19 protein-coding genes are annotated in these 22368 nt (G+C 62.5%); 9 read left to right on the forward strand and 10 right to left on the reverse strand.

Annotated elements, in window-relative coordinates; all coding sequences use genetic code 11:
* Positions 1–37: 37 nt before the first annotated feature.
* Positions 38–991: a DMT family transporter gene (locus ASD02_RS13215; protein WP_025427755.1), complete on the reverse strand. Its 954-nt coding sequence runs from the start codon at positions 989–991 to the stop codon at positions 38–40.
* Positions 992–1003: 12 nt separating this feature from the next.
* On the reverse strand, positions 1004–1987 hold the full coding sequence (locus ASD02_RS13220) for an alpha/beta hydrolase (RefSeq protein ID WP_057220759.1): 984 nt from the start codon (positions 1985–1987) through the stop codon (positions 1004–1006).
* Between the two features lie 217 nt (positions 1988–2204).
* Between ASD02_RS13220 and ASD02_RS13225 the strand changes: the two genes are divergently transcribed.
* The 4 genes from ASD02_RS13225 to metF all read left to right on the forward strand — a co-directional run bounded on the left by ASD02_RS13225 (position 2205) and on the right by metF (position 7343).
* Entirely contained in the window at positions 2205–2951 is a 747-nt protein-coding gene (locus ASD02_RS13225) for a ribonuclease (protein ID WP_082555541.1), read from the forward strand.
* 118 nt (positions 2952–3069) lie between these two features.
* A complete protein-coding gene (gene ettA, locus ASD02_RS13230; RefSeq protein WP_025427752.1) occupies positions 3070–4719 on the forward strand; it encodes an energy-dependent translational throttle protein EttA in 1650 nt (549 codons plus the stop codon).
* A gap of 660 nt (positions 4720–5379) precedes the next feature.
* Positions 5380–6399, forward strand: coding sequence for a metalloregulator ArsR/SmtB family transcription factor (locus ASD02_RS13235; protein WP_057211113.1), 1020 nt, complete (start codon positions 5380–5382; stop codon positions 6397–6399).
* Between the two features lie 2 nt (positions 6400–6401).
* Entirely contained in the window at positions 6402–7343 is a 942-nt protein-coding gene (gene metF, locus ASD02_RS13240; RefSeq protein ID WP_057220761.1) for a methylenetetrahydrofolate reductase [NAD(P)H], read from the forward strand.
* A 512-nt stretch (positions 7344–7855) separates the two neighbouring features.
* Here metF and ASD02_RS13245 read toward each other — a convergent pair.
* The 5 genes from ASD02_RS13245 to ASD02_RS13265 all read right to left on the reverse strand — a co-directional run bounded on the left by ASD02_RS13245 (position 7856) and on the right by ASD02_RS13265 (position 13441).
* Entirely contained in the window at positions 7856–8794 is a 939-nt protein-coding gene (locus ASD02_RS13245; RefSeq protein ID WP_025427749.1) for a DMT family transporter, read from the reverse strand.
* 412 nt (positions 8795–9206) lie between these two features.
* A complete protein-coding gene (locus ASD02_RS13250) occupies positions 9207–10400 on the reverse strand; it encodes a lytic murein transglycosylase (RefSeq protein WP_057220832.1) in 1194 nt (397 codons plus the stop codon).
* Between the two features lie 153 nt (positions 10401–10553).
* Complete coding sequence (locus tag ASD02_RS13255) at positions 10554–11339, reverse strand: glycoside hydrolase family 25 protein (protein ID WP_025427747.1); 786 nt, start codon at positions 11337–11339, stop codon at positions 10554–10556.
* A gap of 120 nt (positions 11340–11459) precedes the next feature.
* Positions 11460–12194 carry a class I SAM-dependent methyltransferase gene (locus ASD02_RS13260; protein ID WP_025427746.1) on the reverse strand — a complete coding sequence of 245 codons (735 nt, stop codon included), beginning with the start codon at positions 12192–12194 and terminating at the stop codon, positions 11460–11462.
* On the reverse strand, positions 12191–13441 hold the full coding sequence (locus tag ASD02_RS13265) for a DUF3419 family protein (RefSeq protein WP_025427745.1): 1251 nt from the start codon (positions 13439–13441) through the stop codon (positions 12191–12193). The genes ASD02_RS13260 and ASD02_RS13265 overlap by 4 nt, the downstream gene beginning before the upstream one ends.
* A gap of 177 nt (positions 13442–13618) precedes the next feature.
* Between ASD02_RS13265 and ASD02_RS13270 the strand changes: the two genes are divergently transcribed.
* Both ASD02_RS13270 and ASD02_RS13275 read left to right on the forward strand, forming a co-directional pair.
* Entirely contained in the window at positions 13619–15181 is a 1563-nt protein-coding gene (locus tag ASD02_RS13270) for an EAL domain-containing protein (protein ID WP_057220762.1), read from the forward strand.
* Positions 15182–15245: 64 nt separating this feature from the next.
* Positions 15246–16601 carry a serine hydrolase gene (locus ASD02_RS13275; RefSeq protein ID WP_057211116.1) on the forward strand — a complete coding sequence of 452 codons (1356 nt, stop codon included), beginning with the start codon at positions 15246–15248 and terminating at the stop codon, positions 16599–16601.
* Between the two features lie 38 nt (positions 16602–16639).
* Here ASD02_RS13275 and ASD02_RS13280 read toward each other — a convergent pair whose 3' ends face one another.
* From ASD02_RS13280 to ASD02_RS13290, 3 genes are all read right to left on the reverse strand, one after another.
* The gene (locus ASD02_RS13280; RefSeq protein WP_057211119.1) at positions 16640–17632 is read right to left on the reverse strand and encodes a lytic transglycosylase domain-containing protein; all 993 of its coding nucleotides are present in this window, start codon (positions 17630–17632) and stop codon (positions 16640–16642) included.
* A gap of 116 nt (positions 17633–17748) precedes the next feature.
* A complete protein-coding gene (locus ASD02_RS13285; RefSeq protein WP_057220763.1) occupies positions 17749–18384 on the reverse strand; it encodes a LysE family translocator in 636 nt (211 codons plus the stop codon).
* 94 nt (positions 18385–18478) lie between these two features.
* Positions 18479–19693, reverse strand: coding sequence for a pyrophosphate--fructose-6-phosphate 1-phosphotransferase (locus tag ASD02_RS13290; protein WP_025427741.1), 1215 nt, complete (start codon positions 19691–19693; stop codon positions 18479–18481).
* 406 nt (positions 19694–20099) lie between these two features.
* Between ASD02_RS13290 and ASD02_RS13295 the strand changes: the two genes are divergently transcribed.
* From ASD02_RS13295 to ASD02_RS13305, 3 genes are all read left to right on the forward strand, one after another.
* Positions 20100–20807 carry a DnaJ family molecular chaperone gene (locus ASD02_RS13295; RefSeq protein ID WP_057220764.1) on the forward strand — a complete coding sequence of 236 codons (708 nt, stop codon included), beginning with the start codon at positions 20100–20102 and terminating at the stop codon, positions 20805–20807.
* The gene (locus tag ASD02_RS13300; protein WP_025427739.1) at positions 20804–21568 is read left to right on the forward strand and encodes an N-acetylmuramoyl-L-alanine amidase; all 765 of its coding nucleotides are present in this window, start codon (positions 20804–20806) and stop codon (positions 21566–21568) included. Before ASD02_RS13295 ends, ASD02_RS13300 begins: the two co-directional genes overlap by 4 nt.
* Before the next feature lie 228 nt (positions 21569–21796).
* Complete coding sequence (locus tag ASD02_RS13305) at positions 21797–22324, forward strand: transglycosylase SLT domain-containing protein (RefSeq protein WP_025427738.1); 528 nt, start codon at positions 21797–21799, stop codon at positions 22322–22324.
* The last annotated feature ends 44 nt before the right edge of the window (positions 22325–22368 follow it).

Below are 22368 nucleotides of genomic sequence, written 5' to 3' on the forward strand. Positions count from 1 at the left end.
CCCGATAGTCATTCTTTTGTTTTCAGATCACTTGTTTTCAGATCGCCGGCGAAACCGGAGCGATGCTCGCGGTCTTGTCGACCCGGCGTTCCCGCCAGATGATGTAGAGGCCGGAGCCGATGATGATGGAAATGCCCAGCCATTTCAGCGCGTCGGGCAGGTCGCCGAAGACGAGCCAGCCGAAGATCGTCGCCGAGACGATTTCGAGATATTGCAGCGGCGCCAGCACCGAGGCGGGGGCGGAGCGATAGGCATAGACCCCAAGCACGCCGGAGATAGTGGCGGTGACGCCGACGCCGAGCAGATAGAACCAGGTGTTGCCCTCGGGCCAGACCGGGTCGAAGATACCAGATCCGCTGCCTTCGCCGAGCCAGAGCAGTACGAGACAGAAGAGACCGCCCCAGATGCCGGCATGGAACTGCATCGACCACGGGTCCTCATTCTGCGCCACCATGCGCGTCACCAGCAGGAACACCGCCAGGCCGAAGGCGGCGACGATCGGCAGCAGCGCGATCAGGCCCACCTCCTGCATGCTTGGCTGGATGACAAGGAGCGCGCCGAGGAAACCGACGGCACAGGCGGTGTAGCGCCGCCAGCCGATCGTCTCCTTGAGGAAGATGCTGCCGAGGATGGTGAGGATGATCGGCTCGACGAAGAAGATGGCGATGGCGTCGGCCACCTCCATTACCTTCAGCGTGGTGATGAAGGACAGCATGGTGACGACAAGCAGGCCGCCGCGCAGCGCGTGCAGCCCGGTCTTGCGCCAGGTGAGGTCGAACAGGCTGCCGCGCACGAGCACGATCGGCAGGATGAAGACGACCTGCAGGATGAAGCGCACGGCGGTGATCTGTGCCGACGGTACTGTCGAGATCGCGAGCTTGGCGAAGATGTCGATCAGCGGCGACAACAGCACCGAAAGGACCATCAGCGTCAGGCCGAAGGAGATGCGGTCATTGGCGTTGGAGGTCTTGGGGAGGGACATGTCTGCCATGATGATGTCGGGTCAGGTCCTCTTGCCGGCCACAGCCTTGGCGGCAACAGAATGGCCGACAGAAGATTTGCCGACGGCCGATTGGCACCAGGCCGCAAACTCCGCTGTTGCCTTCTCACGGCCGATTTCGTTGAGCGTCTCGTGGCGCATGCCCTCATGGATCGTTACCGATACATCCGTCATTCCGCGCGCCTTCATGCGCTCGCCGAGCCAGCGGACGGCACCGCCGTTTTCGGTCGAGGGATCGGCGCTGCCGCCGACGAGATGAACAGGCAGGCCGGCGGGCAGGCGCGCCAGCCGGTCGGCCCGTGCGCCGGCAAAGGCGAGCCGCATCAGATCCAGCCAGAGCGACACCGTCGCGTCGAAGCCGCTCAGCGGATCGGCGATATATTTGGCCACCTCCGCCTCGTCGCGCGACAGCCAGTCGGAATCGGTCTTGCGATCCTTGATCGCCTGACCCCAGGCGCCAAAAGTGAGCTTCGACAACAGCGGGCTCGGCACATCCGAGCCCTTGAGCGCCTTTTCGATCTTCAGGATCAACTGGCCGCCGCGCCCGGCGATACCAGGGCGGAAATTCGAGTTCCAGACGGCGAGTGCATCGTAGAGACCTGGATCGGTCTCGGCGGCGTTGAGCGCGATCAGCCCGCCCATCGAGTGACCGAAGAGGATGACCGGCAGGCCGCCCGGATGGGCGGCGGTGGCGAGCGTGCGCATGGCCCTGATGTCGGCAAACACCTTGTCGAGACCTGAGCTGTTCGAGAACATGGCCAGCGGCGCATCCGGCGCGCGCGTCGCGCCATGTCCGCGATGGTCGTGGGCATAGACGTGAAAGCCGTGGCCGGCCATCGCCTCGGCAAAACGGGCATAGCGGCCGGAATGTTCGGCAAGGCCATGGCTGACAAGAAGAATGCCACGCGCGTCGGCAGCTGCCGGAAAATGGCGCCAGTTCAAGATAGCGCCTGTCGGGCTCTGATGCGTCCTCACCTGCCCGAACATGCCTTCTCCCGGACCAATCGTCAGACTCTGCCGATATCAAATCGATTTACAGGGGAAAGGCAATCGCTGCTTGTTGATCGTTACGCATGAGGTCACAAGCGATTTCGCGGACCTGTAATTAACAGTTGCAATTTTCCCGTTTTGAGCGATATTTGTTCCCGTTTTGTTTTATCGGGAGAGTGTCATGGCATGTTGGAGTAAAGCGGTATCAAGTCCAATGACAATTGTTGCGATGGCGCTGGCAATGCTGCTTGCTCCATCCTCGTTTGCCTTGGCGCAAGAGAAGGTTGATGCCGCGGCGGAAGGCGCCTCGGGCCGCACGGAATATGTGCTTGCCGTCAGCTGGCAGCCGGGCTTCTGCGAGACGCGGCCGCAACGCAAGGAATGCGCCAACCAGACGGCCGAACGTTTCGATGCCACGAACCTGTCGCTGCACGGGCTCTGGCCCTTGCGCAAGAGCTATTGCGGGGTGGCGGCCGAGATGCGCACCCAGGACCGCAAGGGCGACTGGCTCGATCTGCCGAAGCTCGCCATGGCCGATGATACGGCGGCGCGGCTGCTGGTCGCCATGCCGGGCGTTCAATCCGGCCTCGATCGTCACCAATGGTTGCGCAGCGGCACCTGCCAGACGGCACCGGTCGACGACTATTTCGCCACGCAACTGCATATGCTCGACGAGCTCAACCGGTCCGCCGTCGGCGCGCTCTTTCGGGCGCGTATCGGCTCGGAACTCGATGAGAAGGCGATCAAGCAGGCTTTCGACCAGAGCTTCGGCGCAGGGGCCGGCGACCGGGTGCGCATGCGCTGCCAGACGGTCGCGGGACGCAGCGTCATCACCGGCCTGACGATCGGCTTGACGGGAGACGTTTCGGGCAAATCCAGCCTCGCGCCGCTGATCCAGGCGGCGGGGCCGACGGAGTTCAAATGTGCCAAGGGCATTGCTGACGCGGCAGGCCGCGGATAGCGGCTGACAAGGCGCTCCGGCATGGGATAGGCGGGGGCAAACGCCTTTGGCGATTGCCCCTTTGCACTAATTCGCCTACATAGCGGGCAAATTTCCTTCCCATGCGGAGCATTCTTTTATGGCACGTCAGTTCATCTATCATATGGCCGGGCTCAATAAGGCCTATGGCGCGAAGAAGGTCCTGGAGAACGTTCATCTGTCGTTCTATCCGGACGCGAAGATCGGTATCCTCGGCCCGAATGGTGCCGGTAAGTCGACGGTGCTGCGCATCATGGCCGGCCTCGACAAGGAATATACCGGCGAGGCCTGGATCGCCGAAGGTGCGACCATCGGCTACCTGCCGCAGGAGCCGCAGCTCGACCCGACCAAGACCGTGCTCGAAAACGCCATGGAAGGCGTTGCCGCCAAGACGGCGATCGTCGAGCGCTACAACGAGCTGATGATGAACTATTCCGACGAGACGGCGGAAGAGGGCGCAAAGCTTCAGGACATCATCGACAGCCAGAACCTGTGGGATCTCGAGAGCCAGGTCGAAATGGCCATGGAAGCGCTGCGCTGCCCGCCGGGTGATGCAGACGTCACAAGTCTTTCGGGCGGTGAAAAGCGCCGTATTGCGCTCTGCAAGCTGCTTCTGTCGCAGCCGGACCTGCTGCTGCTCGACGAACCGACCAACCACCTCGACGCCGAGACGATCGCCTGGCTCGAAAAGCACCTGCGCGAATATCCCGGCGCCGTGCTGATGATCACCCACGACCGCTACTTCCTCGACAACGTCACCGGCTGGATCCTCGAACTCGACCGCGGCCGCAGCATTCCCTACGAGGGCAACTATTCGGCCTACCTCATCGCCAAGGCCAAGCGCATGCAGCAGGAAGGCCGCGAAGAGGCTTCCCGCCAGAAGGCGATCGCCCGCGAGCAGGAATGGATCGCATCCAGCCCGAAGGCCCGTCAGGCCAAGTCCAAGGCGCGTATCCGCTCCTACGACGAACTGGTCAACGCCGCTGAAAACCAGCGTCCGGGCGACGCGCAGATCATCATCCCGGTCGGCGAGCGTCTCGGCCAGGTGGTCATTGAAATGGACGGCGTCACCAAGGGGTACGGCGACCGCCTACTCATCGACGGCCTGTCGCTGAAGCTGCCGCCGGGCGGCATCGTCGGCATCATCGGCCCGAACGGTGCCGGTAAGACGACGCTCTTCCGCATGATCACCGGCCAGGAACAGCCCGACAGCGGCTCGATCCGTATCGGCGAAACCGTGCACCTCGGCTATGTCGACCAGAGCCGCGACGCGCTCGACGGCAACAAGACCGTCTGGGAAGAAATCTCCGGTGGTGCCGAAGTCATCAAGCTCGGCAAATACGAGATGAACTCGCGCGCCTATTGCTCGACCTTCAACTTCAAGGGCGGCGACCAGCAGCAGAAGGTCGGCAATCTTTCGGGTGGTCAGCGCAACCGCGTTCACCTCGCCAAGATGCTGAAGAACGGCGGCAACGTGCTGCTGCTCGACGAACCGACCAACGACCTCGACACCGAGACGCTGGCGGCACTTGAAATCGCGCTGGAAAACTTCGCCGGTTGCGCCGTTATCATCAGCCACGATCGCATGTTCCTCGACCGTCTGGCGACCCACATCCTCTCCTTCGAAGGAGACAGCCAGGTCGAATGGTTCGAAGGCAACTTCGAAGACTACGAGAAGGACAAGATCCGTCGCCTCGGCCCGGATTCGGTCAACCCGAAGCGCGTCACCTACAAGCGCCTGACGCGCTAACACTCTGGCACGTCGCGTGAGCCTCGGCTTGCGCGACGTGCGCCCCGCTCAAAGCGTAGCGATTTCCAGGATTCGCTTGCTGCGCCGTAAGCTCTGGTTTTGCACATTTCGTTATCGCAAAACCGCAGCGCACCTTTGGGTGACGTGCTTTCAGCCCTGGCTCGGAAACGATTTAAGGGAGAAGGCATGCCACAGCTTTGACGTTGCGGCATCCTGCCCCGTCTCGTTTCGCGCCAGTCTCAGCCGCCTGCTTGCATATGTCGTATCCCGAACCGATGGCTGGTTCGGGCGATACGCTCTCCCGCCAACCATTCCATAGAATGCGTCATGGACGCTGCGGTGCGTGACCCTTGCCGCTGGCCCTCTCGTTGAAACCGCTTCTTTGGATGCGTCGTCCACATTGCGCTGCGTTGAGACTGTGGGCATCCGCGGTCAAGGGCGGGAGCGGGCCGCGAGGCGGAGAGCGCAGGGCAGGGTCAGTGGCACGCCACGCCGCAAAGGCATCGTCAACGGGCGGAGCGCAAGCTTCGCCCGTTTGCGTGTCGAAACGGTGGAAAATCCTGTTCCTGGAGCGGCATAGTTTGGTCTCTTCGCGCAAATCCGCTTGCGCTACATCCGCAAATCACATAAACATATCTTTATGTGTTGATGGGGAATGATATGGCGGATCAGAGAGAGCTTGGTCTCGACGCGCTGGTGGATGTGCTGAAGGCTGCGGGTGAGCCGACCCGCATGCGCCTTCTCGCGCTGCTTGCCGCTGGGGATCTCACCGTCACTGATCTTACCGAAATTCTCGGACAATCGCAGCCCCGCATTTCGAGGCACCTGAAGCTCCTGGCCGAGGTCGAACTCGTCGACCGCTATCAGGAAGGCGCCTGGGCCTATTTCCGCCTTCGCCAGGAGGGCGCCCGCGTGTCGCTGGTCAGGGCGATGCTTGCATCCGCCACCGGCGACGACGCAGTTCTGTCGCGCGATGCATCCCGGCTCGTCACCTTGAAGAAAGCGCGGGCCGAAAAGGCGCAGGCCTATTTCAGCCGCAACGCGGCCGGCTGGGACGAGCTTCGGCGCCTGCATGTCAGCGAGCGGGATGTGGAGACGGCACTGCGCGACATGGTTGGCGACGAGCCGGTCGAGAGCCTGCTGGATCTTGGCACCGGCACAGGGCGCATCCTGCAACTGTTCGAAGGGCTCTATCGGCGCGGCATCGGCATCGATGCCAGTCGCGACATGCTGGCCGTTGCCCGCTCCAATCTCGACCGCGCCGGCATCACCAAGGCGTCGATCCGCCACGGCGATATCTTCAACTTGCCGCTTGATGGCCAGTTCTTCGATCTCGTCACCATCCACCAGGTGCTGCATTTCCTCGATCAGCCGGAAGCGGCGATCGCCGAGGCGGCACGCATGCTGACGCCAGGCGGGCGGTTGGTGATCATCGATTTTGCGCCGCACGGGCTGGAGCACTTACGCGACGAGCATGCCCATGCGCGGCTTGGCTTCTCGCATCAGGCGATGACCGACTGGCTGGCAAAGGCCGGGCTCGCCCTGGAAAAGACGACCGATCTGTCGCCGGAAGGCACGGACGGAGGAAAACTGACGGTGACGATCTGGCTTGCGCGCGATCAGCGGGCCGTCGAGGAGAGCGAAGCGCCACATCAGCGCATGCAAGCAGGGGGAATTTGAGAATGACGGCACAGACGCTTTATCCCGCCGAGCGCGGCAATCTGCGGCTTTCCTTCGAATATTTCCCCCCCAAGACCGACGAGATGGAAGCACAGCTCTTTCAGACTGCGGAAGATCTCTCGGTCTTTTGTCCCGCCTTCGTCACTGTCACCTATGGGGCCGGCGGTTCGACCAAGGCGCGGTCTCTGACAACAGTCAGACGGATGATCGAGGAGAAGGGCTTTGCCAACACGGCCGCGCACCTGACCTGCGTCGGCGCGCCGAAGGCCGAGGTGGACACTGTTATCGACGAATTTCTCGCTTTCGGCGTTCGGCACTTCGTCGCATTGCGCGGCGATCCGCAGGGCGGCATCGGCAGCACCTATCAGCCCTTTCCCGGTGGTTACGAGAGCAGCTCCGACCTCGTGCGGGCGCTTCGCGATCGTGGTGACGTCGAAATCTCTGTGTCGTCCTATCCGGAAAAGCACCCGGAAAGCCCTGATGTGGCGGCTGACATCGACATGCTGAAGCGCAAGGTGGATGCGGGCGCGACGCGGGCGCTTACCCAGTTCTTCTTCGACAACGACGATTTCGAGCGCTACCTCGAGCGCGTCCGCCGGGCCGGCATCGAGATCCCGATCGTGCCCGGCATCCTGCCGATCAACAATCTCGGTCAGGTGCAGAAGTTCGCCGGTCTTTGCGGCGCCAGCGTGCCGGAGGTGATCGTCACCCGCCTTTCGCATCTGGAAGGCCAGCCGGCCGAGCGCTTCAAGGAGGCGACGCATATTGCTGCCGAGCAGATCGTCGATCTTGCCCGCCGCGGCGTCAGGGACTTCCACCTCTATACGATGAACCGTTCGCCGCTGATCACGGCCGTCTGCGATCTCGTCGGGTTCGAGCGTGCGGACGAGGCGTCGCGGGGCGAGGATATCTCGCTGAAGGCGTTTGCCGGTGCGGCGGCGTAGAACGCAAAACAATCCGAAAAAGCGAAAGCGCATGAAGGTGTCCTTCATGCGCTTTCTTTTTTCCTGCAGCGTCGGGGCAGATTGCTCTTGTCGATCTAGCCCAAAAATTTCTGCCGCAAATTGGATTTCCGGAAAAGTAAAGTCCCTATTTCGGTTTGGACTCTCAGCGGCCTGACTTCAGATGAAGAGCATTGTGGCCACGAATACGAACGCTGCACTAATCATGAGGACATTCAACGAATGTGTAAGTCCCATCGAAGACCCTCCTTGCGCTGACGGTTAAAACATAGGGCGAATTAACGGCGCTTGAAAGGGAAACTTGTGCTGCAGTGCGAAAACGCGTGATCACAATTGCCTTGTCAACAGGGCTAATGTTTTGAAATTAAATCGCATTTTATGCCGCCACATTTTTTTCACAATCACTGCCGGAAGGTTAATGTAAACGCTTGTAACCGTGCGTGAGTGCTTCTAAAGGGCACGCTTTCTGCCGTATCCGGCTTGTTCGATTCCTCTTATGCGGCGCGCTTCATCCGCAAGATCCTGCCGTCCAAAACGGCAAGGCCGGCGGCAATCAGCGCCATACCGCCCACATCCGCTGGCTGCAGCGTCTCACCCAGAAAGAGATAGCCGAGCAGGATTGCGCTTGGCGGGACGAGAAGCGTGACCAGCGAGGCGTTGGTGGCGCCGGCTTCGCCCATGATGCGGAAGAACAGGATGTAGCCATAGGCGGTGGAGACGAGCGCCAGCGCCAGGATGGCAAGCGTCGCGTCAAGCGGCGGCATCGGCAGGGCCCAGGGCGTATCGACGAGGGCTGCGACCGGCAGCATCATCAGCGTCGAGGCGGTCAACTGGCCGGCCGCGGTGACCGGCGGGGCAAGGCCGCGAAAGCGCTTGCCATAGGTTGCCGCCAGGCCATAGCTGACGGCGGCAAGCACCGGCAGCATCAGCGCCCAGAGCGGCACGCTGCTGGCGTTGCCGAAAAGCCCGGCGATGGCGCTTGGCCCGATGAGCACGATGGTGCCGGCGAGGCCGAGCAAACAGCCGCCGATCTTGGCGGAGCTGAGTTTCTCGTCGTCGGTCGCCATGTTGGCGATGATCACGGTCCAGACCGGCGTGGTTGCATTCAGGATCGCCGCCAAGCCGGCGCCGATCTGGGTTTGCCCGAGAAAGATGAAGGCATGTGGGATGGCGTTGTTGATCAGGCCCATCAGCAGGAATTCGCGCCAGCGGCTGGCGAGCGCCTGATAGATGCCGAAACGCCTGCGGATGTAGAGATGCAGCGCCAGGGCGGCGAGGCCGAGCCTCAGGAACACCAGGGTGAACGGCGGCACGTGCGCGACGGCGACACGGGCAAAGAAGAACGATCCGCCCCAGATGAGCCCAAGCAGGGCGAGAAGCGCCCAGGTCCGCATCGTCATCTGCTGGCTGCCGGTCTGTCCTAGTGCGTTCATGGGTCTGCTCGCGCTTTCTGCGCGGCCGCTGTCGGTCAAATCGACCAGTCGGGATGCGCAATCGAATTGGGCGCTTTCTCCGCTGCATGCCTCCGGCGTCTGAAAGGCTGCATGAAAAGGCGTCACACAGATCTAGCGCGGCGCGTTGAAGTGCACCACCCACTTCTTGCCATCCGCGGTGCGCGAAAGCGCCAAGCATCGATGTCTACTGCATGTTTCCTTAAATCCTATTCGATTTAAGGACAAAGACATGCAGCAATTCAAAGTGCGACAGCGACCTTTGCGCGTCCAATAAGACGCGCGGCGATGTAGGATCGTTCGATAAGGGAGAACGTCTGTCCACTTCGGCCGGTTTCGATCGAAGCGGACAGACGAATGGTCGCCCGGCCAAAATCCGGCCGGAAGATCGCGTTTACAGCGAGTTCAGCAGTTCCAGGGTTGCCCAGCCGTCGGCGGGACGGCCGAGACGCAGCTGTTCCTTCTGCAATGCTGCGCGGGTGCCCGAGCCGAGGATGCCGTCGACCTTGCCGACGTCGTGGCCAAGGGTCTGCAGCTTGGCCTGCAGCGCCTTCATGCCGGTGTCGTCGAGGCCCGGTTCCGGATTGCCGCCCTCATAGGTCGGGGCGCCGCCAAGGCGGGTCGCGAAATAGGCAGCCGAAGTCGTGTAGATGAACGACTGGTTCCACTCGAGATAGACGTTGAAGTTGGGGTAGGTGAGGAAGGCGACGCCCTTGCGGCCCTGCGGCAGCACCAGAGAGGCTTCGAGATTGCCGAAGGCGGTGTCACCGTTGCGCGGCTTGACGCCGAGCGCGAACCAGTCGCTCGCCTTCATGCCCGGCTGCAGGCCGGTCTTTTCCCAAGGCAACTGCTCGGGAACGCTGACTTCCTGGATCGCCGGCTGGCCGGCCTTGAAGCCAAGGCTCTGGATGAACTTTGCGGCGGTCAGGATTGCGTCCGGCGAGCTCTTCTTGAGATTGACGTGGCCGTCGCCATCGCCATCGACGCCATAGGCGATGATATCTTCGGGCAGCATCTGCACCTGGCCGATTTCGCCGGCCCAGGCGCCTGTCGTCGTTGCCGGGTCGAGGTCGCCGTGCTGAACCATCTCGATGGCGGCGATGAGCTGCGGGCGGAACATTTCCGGCCGGCGGCAGTCATGGGCAAGGGTCACCAGCGCATTGCGGGTGTTAAAGTCGCCCTGAACGGCGCCGAAGTCCGTCTCCATCGCCCAGAAGGCGGTGATGACGGGGGCCGGCACGCCGTATTCCTTTTCGGCACGGGCGAAGACGTCGGCATATTCCTTCATCTTCTGCGCGCCGATATCGAGCCGCGACTTGCTGACGGTGCGTTTGGAGAATTCGGTGAAGGTCTGCTTGAACACGCCCTGGGCGCGGTCGCGGCTCAGCACTTTCTGGTCGATGGCGGCACCGGCGAGCGCACGGTCGACGACGTCGGCCGGAACGCCCTTGGCGACCGCCTCCGCCTTGACGCCTTGCAGGAAGGCGCCAAGATCGCCGCCGCATGCCGGCGCTTGCGCGAGAACGGGGGAGGCTGTCAGCGCGAGGAGCGCGACGGATGCAAGAGCATGCCGGGCTTTGAGGATCATCATAATTCCTTTCTGTCGCCGCAGGGCGCGAAGCGCCGCCGCTGGCGGTCAATGTACCAAAGATGCAATCTGCTGCTGCTCTCTCAGAGCATTATGACGGAAAGAAGAAAATGGGTCGGTTTGCCGCGCTTCTGCACAGAACCGTGGCTGTCGTCATCCCGGCTTGGAAACGGCGGCGACCCAATTCTTCCAGTTCTTGGCCGAGCCGGCAAAGACGTTGATATCGGTGGTGCCGTCAATGCCCGGTATCACGCCGGTGCTGGTATATTGCCAGAATGCCCAGCGGCGCTCGACATAGACTTCGCCCGGATGCTTGGCGACGGAGCGAACCCAGAAGTGGTGCTCCTTGAACTGGTCGACGAGATTGTCGCGGTGGAAATCCACAGAGGTATAGATGATCGGCCGCTTGCCGTAATGGGCCTCCAGCCGGTCCATGAAGCGCTTCATCTCGACGCGGACCTCGTCCGGCGATGGGCGGTGGCGGCAGGTCTTGGATTCGCCGTTCCACTCGACGTCGAGGACCGGTGGCAGGTAGACGGCGCTCTTCGGCACATTGGCGATGAACCAGTTGGCCTGGGCATCCGCGGTCGAGCAGAAATAGTAGAAGTGATAGGGCGCATAGGGAATGCCGGCGGCGCGAGCGCGCTGCCAATATTCGTTGAAGCGCGTATCCACCCTGTCCTTGCCTTCCGTCGCCTTGATGAAGGCGAACGAGACGCCGGAATTCTTCACCTTCATCCAGTCGATATCGCCGTTCCATTTGGAGATGTCGATGCCGTGGATGTTGTGGTGGTGCGGCGTGCGGCCACCGAAATCCTGCGGGTCGGTATCGCTGAAGCGCGGCGGGATCGATGCGGTCTGCAACAGATCGTAGTCGGTCGACGAACAGGCGGAAAGGAGAGTGGCAATGGGCAGCAGTGCCAGAAGAAGCCGGCGCATGGAGGTCCTGTTTCGAAACGAACGACGATCCTGCCTCACACGATGGCTTTCATGATGGTGATGTCCCCCAGTGAGGCGTGAACCTCATTTTCACCATATCATCGTAAAAATTGAGTTAGCTCAAGCGGGAATTGCGGCAGCACTTCGGTCGCCAAGCCGTGCAGCGGCCGGATTTGTCACTGACGCCGCTGTTACGGCCGGGCGGTGGTAGACCGCAAGCCAGGCATAACCCCGGCCGATGGCCCGGCGCTCGAGCTGTGCGCCGTCGCGTCTTGCCCGCTCTCCCAGCACCTCGAACAGTGTTTCGCGCGGGGTCACATGGAAGCGCGTCAGCCAGCCGCGCAGCAGGCGGCGGAAGCTTGCCGGCAGCCGCTCCTGCTGGCCGAAATCGGCAATATGCAGCGAGCCGCCGGGGTTCAGCGCGTCGATCGCCGCTTCGATCGCGCCCTGCCAGTCCGGTATCATTGACAGGGAGTAGGAGATGACAATCCGGTCGAAACCGGTTTCGCCGAAAAGCTGGGGCTGGAAGCTGGTGGCGTCGGCGATGCGCAGCGTGGCCGCCGAACTGCCGCGGCGGCTGAGCTTGGTTTCCGCCGAGGCCAGCATCTCCGCGGAGATGTCGAGGCCGAAGAGCCGGGCCTTGGGAAAGCACGTTCCGATGAGCGCGAGGTTGCGCCCCGTGCCGCACCCGACTTCGAGCACGGAGGCGCCCGCGCCCGCGTTCAGCTCGCGGATCAGCGTGTCGCGGCCGAAGAGATAATACTTCCGCGTCAGATCGTAGACGTGCCTTTGATAGCGATACATTTGGTCCATGCGCCGCTGGTGGCTGATCTCGGCGTGCTCCACCCCGCTCATGCTTTCTTCCGGTAGATGTGGAAGCCGCCATAGATGGCCGAGCGATCGGCGTTGCCGAGCTTCAGCGATGTCTCGGCATCATAGTGCCACTGCTCCATCAAAGCCGTGGAGAGGCGGCCGGGAAGGATGCTCTCTTCAGCGGCCGTGCGGAAGATCACTGTAGCGGCTGCGTCTGCGGTGCGGGTGATCTCGGTCCAGAGATCGTTCAACTGCTGGTCGTTCATCCAGTCCTGGGCGTCGAGCAGCACGTAGCGGTCGACCGATCCTGCCGGCTTCTTCGCCAGAAGCTCGGTGAAATTGGCGTGGTGGACCTCGACGCATTCGGCACGATCGCGGACCGTCTCGTAGTTGCCGGCATGCAGGTAGGCCGGAAGCTCGCCTTCGTGCGGCAGGGGATAGCGGCGTGCGAAGGCCTGCCAGGCGAAGTAGTTTTCCTTGAGCGGGAAATGACAGGTCAGCTTTTCCAGGCGGTGGCGAAGCACGGAGGCAAGCGACTTGTCGTTGCTCAGGCTCGCCAGCTCGTCGAACTGCTGCGGCGGGATGCCGAGGCCGAACAGCGAGCTCTTCTGGCTGGTGATCCAGCGAATGAACGGGCGCTCGAACAGCGGCGCCAGTCGCGTGTCGAAGAACTGGCGCTGCTCGCGCATGGAGCTGGCCTGGACGAACTCTTCCGGATTGACGCCATGCAGTCGCGCCAGGATGTGGCTTGCGGCGATGAAGCGGCCAAGCAGGCCGGTGCGATAGATGTTGCGGCCGAAGACGCCGATGCGCCGGCGCCCGGTGACGCTGCGGCCGTTCCAGTAGCTGCGGGTGGCCTGATCGACCTTCGGGGCGATGAACAGGTCGAAGGCCTGCACGTTCGATGGCGTGCCCTGCGTTGCCAGGAACCGGATAACGTCCTTGTGAGCAGGCAGATGGCGGAAGGCGGCAAGCTTCAGCCGGTTGAGCGCGATGTGGTGCGGATTGAGATCGACCACGTCGATGCGACCAGGGCCGGCGGACAGGTAGGTCAGCATGTTGCAGCCGCCGGAACCGATGGTGACGATGCGGTGTCCAGGGCGAAGCTGCATTGCTTCCATGTCGACGATTGGGTCTTCCCAGATCTGCGGATAGACGAGGCCGGAGAAGAGCAGGCCAAACAGGCGCTCGGACAGGCCGGCAAGCGAAAGGGTCTTGTGTTGCAGGAGGGCGTTTTTTAGCTTGGGATTTTTTCTGCCAAAGCCGACGTCAGGGGCAAGTTCGGTCATCTCTGCCGCTCATCCAGTTGAAACTTAGCCGCTTCTAAAGTGACTCGGCTACACTTTGATGACGGGTTTTTTCACAGCTGCTGCGCCGCACAAAAAATGCCGACTACGATTTTTCACCCATAAGAATTCATTAAACCCTGGCGTGCTAGCTCCTCCCTATATTCGGGGGGCGTCGACATGATGTTAAGAACGTTTCTGCCGAAGCCCGAGCAGCGATTTGCAGCTGCCGGCACGGCACTGGGGGCACTGTTTCCAGCGATCTGGCTGACCACGGAAACGTTGTTCACGGATGGATCCTTTACACATTGGAATTTTTCCGGAGCACTTGCGGCGGGCGTCATGCCCTTCGTCGCCGGTGCCTCTTTCTACCGCTGGTCCTATTCACGACGGCTGGAGCGCGAGTTGCGCGCCGCGCGCCGCGCCGAGCGGCGGCTGCGCAACGAGGTTCACCGCGACCGGTTGACCGGGCTTGAAAACCGCTCGGCGCTGGAGGCCGATGTGCTTCGCGCGCTTCGCTCCGATGGCACGGCATTCGAGCGCAGGCCGCTGCTGCTCATCGACCTCGACCGGTTCAAGGCGGTCAACGACACGATGGGCCATGATGCCGGTGACCGGTTGCTGAGCGGCATCGGCACTCGGCTGCGGCGGGCGTTTTCCGGCGAGGCGACGGTCTATCGGCTCGGTGGCGACGAATTCGTGCTGCTTGGTCCGGGTTCTCCGTCGGATGCCGAGGTCGCGGCGCTTGCCGGCCGGGTGAAGGCGCTGTTCGACGCGCCGTTCGATCTTTCGGACGGCCAAGTGGCATCCGGCTGCAGCATCGGCGTTACGTTCCTGGAACCAGGCGACCTGTCGACCGGCTCCGTGTTGAAGCGGGCGGACCTGGCGCTCTACGAAGCCAAGGAAATGCGCGGTAACAGCCATGTCATCCACGCGCCGCACCTTGCGCGAGCCGCGGAAATGCGCGCCGAGGCCGAGCGCGACCTTGCCCGCGCGGTCGCCCAGCGGGAATTCTTTCTGGAATACATGCCGATCGCCGGTGCAGCGAGCGGCGCCATCCGCGGCTTCGAAGCATTGCTGCGCTGGCTGCACCCGGTCCGCGGCGTCATCGACATGGAGGCTTTTGTTGAGCCGCTCGAACAGGGAGCACTGGCACTCTCGGTCGGCAACTGGGCCCTTCGGCAGGCCTGCAGGCAGGCGGCGAGCTGGCCATCGCCGGTCGGCCTGACGGTGGCACCCCTCGCGCTGCAACTGCGGGATCGCGATTTCCTCGGCCATATCAAGGCGTGCCTGGACGAGGCGGGACTGGCGCCCGGCCGGCTGACGATCGAGGTGGCAGAAGCGTCCTCGACCGGCGATATGGGGCTGATCAGTGAAAATCTGCACGGTCTGCGTGCGCTCGGCGTGCGCATCGCGCTGAGCGGTGGCGCTGCTGCCTCGCTGCCGCTCAACCTTGTCGGGGAGCTTAAGCCGGACCAACTGACTGTGGATTTGCCGGCGATCCGCAGGTCGCATGGCAGCGAGCGCAGCGTCGCGCTGCTCGCCTGCCTCGTCAAGACAGGGCAGGTGCTGCGGCTGCCGATGGCGGTGCGCGGCATCGCCAGGGAAAGCGAAATGGACTGCGCCCGCACCGCAGGCGCTGTAGAAGCCTGGGGGCCATGGATATCCCCGGCATTGCCCGCGCGCGACCTCTCAGCCCTGTTGCGCGATAGGGACGGCGAAGACGCCCGTCGGCTCGCATAAAGGCAAGGGCTTTTCCTTTCGTTCAAATGCTGCTTCTCTCTCTCGCGTCAAACGGGAGAATGCGATGGCACGCGTATTGAAAACTGTCGGGGCTGCGGTTGTCGTGGCCATTGCCTGCGTCGGTGGGTGGCTGGCCGTGGCGCCGCCGGGGCTGCTGAAGGTCGGCGATGGCTACGCCGCCAAGATCGTCTGCTCGAATGTCTTCATCGCCGGGCGTGACGGGCAGGCGGTGCTTGCCGACGACGTCCAGGCGCCGGGCCATCCGTTGTTGAAATTCATCAGCGTCTCGGTCGACCGGGAGAAGCGGCTGGTGTCTGCCCGCATCTTCGGCTTTGCCGCCCCGGCCCATGCGGTCTATCGCCCAGGGCTCGGCTGCGCCAACGTTTCCGACGACGATCTCGCTGCCCTGGCTCCAGCGGTGGAGCCGTCGACGCCTGACATCGCCCGATCGGCCGATGTCTCCTGGCCGGACGGCGACAAGGCGGATATCGATCCGGCCGTTCAGGCATTGATCGAGGATGGCAACCTTGCCGGTCCTGGCATGCGCGCGATCTCGGTGGTGCGCGACGGACATCTGATTGCCGAGACCTACGGCGCGGGCTTTAATCGCTCGACGCCGCTTCTCGGCTGGTCGATGACCAAATCGGTGACATCAGCGCTGATCGGCATGCGCGTCGCCGAAGGGCACATGGACGTGACGCGCGCCGGCCTGCTGCCGGAATGGAGCGGCGACGCGCGCGCCAAGATCAGGCTTGCCGACCTCATGGGAATGGAGAGCGGCCTCGAGTTCAACGAGGGCTACGGCAATGTCAGCGATGTAACGCGCATGCTCTATCTCGAAAGGGACATGGCGGGCTTCGCCGCAGCCAAGCCGGCGACATCGAAGCCGGGCTCGACCTTCAGCTATTCCAGCGGCACGAGCACGCTGTTGTCGCGGCTCTGGATGCAAAGCTTCGACGACCCCGCCGCAGCGCTTGCCTATCCGCGCGATGCCCTGTTCCTGCCGCTCGGGATGACGAGTGCGGTGCTCGAGACCGATGCCAGCGGCACCTTTGTCGGATCGTCCTACATGTATGCAACGGCGCGCGACTGGGCGCGTTTTGCGCAATTCCTGCTTCAGGACGGCAACTGGAAGGGTAGGGGGCTGTTGCCTAGGGATTATGTCGCTTTCATGCGGACGCCGACCAAGGCATCCGGCGGCGAATATGGCGCGGGCCAGGTGTGGCTGCAGGAGAATGGGGTTCGCGCCGGCACAGGCGTCTTTCCTGCCGATGCCTTCTGGATGCTCGGGCATGACGGGCAGGCGATCTTGCTGGTGCCTTCGCTTCGCCTTGCGGTCGTGCGCCTGGGGCTGACGCCGTCACGCGGTGGTTACGACGTGCAGCAGCTCAACGCCAAAATAATAGAGGCGCTCGATTGAGCGCCTCCTGAAACGTTCACCAAAACGATCCGGCGTCGTTATTTCATGCCGAGTTCTTCGAGCAGGCCCTTGCGCTTGGCGTGGTAGTAATAGCCGCTGGCATAGAGCTTGACCGCGCCGTCGTGCTTGTTGTCGGCAACCATCCAGGCGCCGTGCAGGTACTTGGTCGCATACATCAGGTTGGTTTCCGCATCGAACAGGCCTTCGGCCGGGCCTTCGTAGCCGAGCCCCTTGGCGGTGTTGTAGCGGATCTGCATCAGACCGTAATTGCCCTTGCTGTAGGCGCGCGGGTTGTAGTTGCTCTCGCGCTTGACGACGCGGTGCACGAGCTCGACGGGAATGCCGTTGAGGTCGGCGTAATGCTTGATGAGCTTGTCGAGTTCCGGGCGCGAGCTGGTCGGCGCCTTGGTCAGCTTCATCGAATCGGGAATGACGCTGGCAACGGCGGCGACGCTCGAACCGATCACGCCCATCTTCGGCTTTTCGGTGGGCACGATCATGCGGTTGGCGACGAGCGTTTCGAGGCCGACGGGCTCGCCGGTGTCGAAGTCCGATTCCATCGCGGCAGCAACGGCAAGCGTCGAAACGGGAAGATCCTGGACGCGGCTCGTCTTCGGCGAGACGAGGGCGGATGCGCTTTCCGGCAGGACAGCGGCATTGGCAGAAGCTGCTACCGGCGTCGCCATGGCGACGGCCTGCGCTGCGCCCGGCTTGCCGCCGGGAACGGCGACGACCGTCGGTGCCGGACCGGCGGCCTGCGCGAGATCAGTGCCGACGGGAAAGGTGGTTGCCATGCCGGCCGTTTGTGCCGACAGGGCAGCGGATGCCGCGGTTGCCGCGCCATCCGGTGTCGGAAGGGCATAGGCCGTCATTTCGGTGCCGGGTTTTGCAAGCGGGGTGACCGTCTGCACGGCCGTAAGCTCTTCCACCGAGGTATGCTCGACAGTCGAGCACCCGGAGACGAGTGTCGCCGACAGAATAGCTGCCACGCCAAACGTCTGTTTTGAAAGGGAAATACGGAATTTCGGCATGCTGTCACTTTCGTGCTTCTGGGCCCCGCAGCCCCGGCAAATCAACGGCGATTAGCCGCCATGCGTGAATCTCCATTAACCCATGGGGCGTCGCGCAGCAAGCGCACGAGCGAATTTCAGGCCGACGCCCGCTTCATGGTTGCCGTCAGAAGCCCGGCGCCGATGAGCAGCGAGCCGCCCGTGCGGTTGACGATCCGCCTGATATTCGGCTTCGAAATCGTGCTTTTGGCGGCGGTCGCAAGCGCTGCATAGAGGCTTGCGTTGAGGATGGCGAGCGTCAGGAACGTTACCTCGAAAATCGCCATCTGGGTAAAGAGCGGCTGCGACAGATCGAGGAACTGCGGCAGGAAGGCGACGAAGAAGACGATGCTCTTCGGGTTGAGTGCGGTGACGGCATAGGCATGGAAAAAGATGCGCAGCGGCCGTTCCTTGGCGGGCGCATGCTCACCGGTACCTTCGCTTCCGGCAACCGGTGCCCGCCAGAGCTGGATGCCGAGCCAGACGAGATAGGCGGTCCCCACCCATTTCAACACGGTGAAGACCGCAGCGGAGGTGGCGAGCAGTGCGCCGAGCCCGAGCATCGATGCGGTCATGGCGGTGAAATCACCGAGCGCCACGCCGGCAACCGTCGCGCCCGCCGTCTTGCGGCCATGGCCGAGCGCATAGGAAATGACGAGCAATATGGTCGGGCTGGGAATGGCGAGCAGCACTGCAGAGGCAGCGGCAAAGGCAAACCAGTGTTCGAACGACATGAAAAAGGCTCCGCGCTTGAGGGCTTTCCGAGACTGATCTCGGGAGGGAGCCACCAAGGCGCGGAGCCGTCAACTGTTAATCAGAGATCTCTGATCAGTCTTCCGCCTGCCACTTCTGGCCAATGACATCCATGACGTTGCCGAACCACTTCGTCGAGGTGTCGAAGTGCTTGCCGCCCTTGATGCGCGGGAACTCGATGGTGCGCAGCTTGCCGCCCTGATCCTCGTCGTGGCCGGTGACGCCGGAGACCTTGTTAAGCGCGCTTTCGACCGCCAGGTCGACCATGCTCTGGATCAGGCGGAGATCGTCGACGTTTGCCGGCGCGGAGCGGGCGTAGTAGCCCGACTTCTGCACCATCGACCGCTCGGCGCCGAGAAGGGCCGCGAACTGCTTGGAGAACCAGTTGCCGACATTGATGGTGTCGATCTTCACGTGGCCGAAGGCGTCGCGCTTGACGGTTTCGCCGGCAGCTTCCCGCTCAGCGACGATCGCGTCGAGGCAGGCGCCTTCGCTGACGAACAGCGTGACGAAGCCCGAGTGGTTCATGACGGCGCGCAGCCGCTCGGCCTCGGCCTCGAGGTCGAACTTGATCTCGGGCAGGTAGAGGCCGTCGATGTTCTTCAGCTGCTTGTTCATCATGAAGCCGTCGACGAACTGCTTGTCCTCAGTCATCTGGACATAGGAGCGGGCGGTTGCCGCCGTCAGCCAGCCGCAGTGACGGCCCATGACTTCATGGACGACGAGCGTGCGCGGGGCAGCGCTCTGTTCGTTGCTGACATGATCGAAGAAGCGGGCGCCATGTTCGGCGGCCGTCCAGGCGCCGAGTGACTGGCGGATCGGCACCACGTCGTTGTCGACCGTCTTCGGCAGGCCGACGACCGTCAGGTCGTAGCCATTGGCGCCGAGATAGGCGGCAAGGTCGGCGGCGGTGGTGTTGGTGTCGTCGCCACCGATCGTGTGCAGGATGCCGATGCCGTCGGAGGCGAGGCGCTCGGCAGCGACGCGCAGCGGGTTTTCACCCTCCTTGACCAGGCCGCGCTTGACGCAGTCGGCAGCGTTGGTGAGCTTGACGCGGCTGTTGCCGATCGGTGAGCCGCCGTGGCGGTGCAGGATATGCGCATTTTCGCGCATGTCCCTGGTGATCTCGATGCGGTCGCCAAGCAGCACGCCCTGGTAGCCGGAGCGGTAGGCCACCAGCTCGTAGTCGGGCGCGATGTCGGTGTAGCGTTCGATCAGGCCACCAACGGCGGATGACAGGCAAGGCGCCAGCCCGCCGGCCGTCAGCATTGCGACTTTCTTCTTGGCCATGTTTCCTCCTCGGGATTCGGCATGCAATTGGTGGGGCCTCTCTAGCGTAAATCCGATGGAAGTTAAATGACAGGTCTGTGGATGTCCGGTCGGCAAGTGCTTGGGTTTTGTCGCCTCGGTCTCGAAAACGACCGTGGACATGATGCCGCGCAAACCGCGGCGGCAAGAGGCAGGCTCGGCGCCAACCCGCTGTGGGGCAGGGGGTTGAGCCTCTTCCCGAAGGTGCTGACCTGTTCCCCAGGGAACAGGTGGGAACCCTCGCGCTGGCGCAACGTTACCGCAACGGATTGACAATAGTGAGGGGCCATCACAAATTCGTCATTCCCGTGGTTCGCCGCAGGCCACCGCTTGCAATTTGCCACCACAATAGTCCATGCTATAGGCTGGAGAGACAGGAAAATCGTGCATGTCATTCTGGGATAGCCTCCTCAAAATCGTCACCGCCACCGGCAACGCACTTGCCGGTGTGGTCGAGGCCGTGCGCACACTGTTCGAAGGCGACCCGGAAACCCGGCGCAAGGTGGCTTTCTCCGTGGCGATGATCGCGCTTTCGGCCAAGATGGCGAAGGCCGACGGCGTCGTGACCGAGGCGGAGGTCTCGGCCTTTCGCGATATCTTCGAGTTTCCCGCCGATCAGGCCCAGAATGTTGCCCGTCTCTATAACCTCGCGCGCCAGGACGTCGCCGGTTTCGAAGCCTATGCCGAGAAGATGGCGTCGCTCTGCTCGTCCTGCGAGAGCAATTGCCCGATCCTGGAAGACATCATCGACGGGTTGTTCCACATCGCCAAGTCCGACGGCGCGGTGCATGAAAAGGAACTGGCCTTCCTGATGCGGGTCGCCGAGATCTTCCACATGGACGAAGCGCATTTCGAACGGATCATGGCGCGCCACGTGCACAGCGACGGCCGCGATCCCTATCAGGTGCTCGGCGTTTCGCCCAAGGACGACTTTGCTAAGATCCGCAGGCACTACCGCGTGCTGGTGTCCGAGAACCATCCGGACATGCTGGTTGCGCGTGGCGTGCCGCAAGAGTTCCATGCGATCGCCAATGACCGCATGGCCGCGCTGAACGCCGCCTATGAGGCGATCGAGAGAGAACGCCGCGCCGCATGACGTCGAAATACTGCGACTACTCGGGTGCACGTTTCATGCCGTCGCCCAACTTCGGCGACCGTGCGGATGCGCGGGTGCCCGATATGATCGTGCTTCACTACACTGGGATGCCGACGGCGAAATCTGCGCTCGAATGGCTGTGCCGCCAGGAAAGCCAGGTTTCGAGCCACTATTTCGTCCACGAGGACGGTCGCGTCGACCAGCTCGTGCCGGAGACGCTGCGGGCCTGGCATGCGGGCAAAAGCTTCTGGAAGGGCGAGACGGACATCAATTCCTGCTCGATCGGCATCGAGATCGCCAACGCCGGTCACCCCGGCGGGCTACCGGATTTTCCCGAAAAACAGATCGCTGCGGTCGTCGAATTGTGTCGGGACTGTGGCGAACGGTGGTCGATCGCCCCGGAACGGGTCCTCGCACACAGCGATATTGCGCCAATTCGCAAGGTCGATCCGGGTGAAAAATTTCCGTGGGATCGCCTGCATCGCGAGGGCGTCGGGCACTGGGTGGAGCCGGCGCCGATCGGCGGCGGTCGCTTTTTTCAGCGCGGCGATCACGGCCAACCGGTCGAGGCGATCCAGTCCATGCTGTCGCTCTATGGTTACGGCATTGAAGTCACTGGCGAATTCTGCGAAAAAACCGAGGGCGCCGTCGCCGCCTTCCAACGGCATTTTCGCCAGGAAAGGGTCGACGGCATCGCCGATATCTCGACCCTCGATACGTTGCACCGTCTGCTTGCGGGACTACCGCAGTTTGGTGCCTGACGCGCAAAATTTTTGCGTGCTAAATTAGCTTTCCCGGTCTTTTGTCGCACAAATTTGCTGCGTTGCCACATGTTTACCATGATGCGGCATTCATTTGCCGCTCATTGGAACTGCAGGGAACGTCAGGGCGCAACGCTCATTTCCTGTCAATGAAACGATCGGGAAGTGAGGCTTGAACGGCGGGGTGCGCCGTGCCGCCCATTCCCCAGACCGGAGACTTCAAACTACATGAGAATATCGTCTGTTGCTGCGGTGGCGGCATGCTTTGGCATGTTCTTCGCCGGGATTGGTACGTCGTATGCGGGGAATATCGACAAGACCATCAAGACCTCATCCCTCAAGTCAGTTACACGGACGACAGGTTACCCGAAACCGGAAATCTTAGAAGGCACGCAGTACACAATCCTGATCCAGTCCTACGCCAAGCAGTACGGCGTTCCGGCGGACCTGGCCCATGCGGTGGTCAAGGTCGAAAGCAATTTCAATGCCATGGCGCGCGGCAGTGCCGGCGAAATCGGCCTGATGCAGATCAAGCCGGCGACGGCGCGCATGATGGGCTATTCCGGCTCCTCCAAGGGTCTCTACGATCCCGAAACGAACATCAAGTTCGGCATGAAGTATCTTGCTGTGGCGCATGAGCTTTCCGGCGGCACCACCTGCGGCACCATCCTGAAGTACAATGCCGGCCACGCTGCCAAGCGCATGAACCCGGTCTCCAAGCGTTACTGCGGCAAGGTCCAGAGCATCATCGACTAAGTGATGCCGTCCGTATGGCGCGCACCAGGTCGTGCGCGCAAAGC

Origin of the sequence: Ensifer sp. Root1252 (assembly GCF_001425885.1) — a bacterium.
Classification (GTDB): domain Bacteria; phylum Pseudomonadota; class Alphaproteobacteria; order Rhizobiales; family Rhizobiaceae; genus Ensifer; species Ensifer canadensis.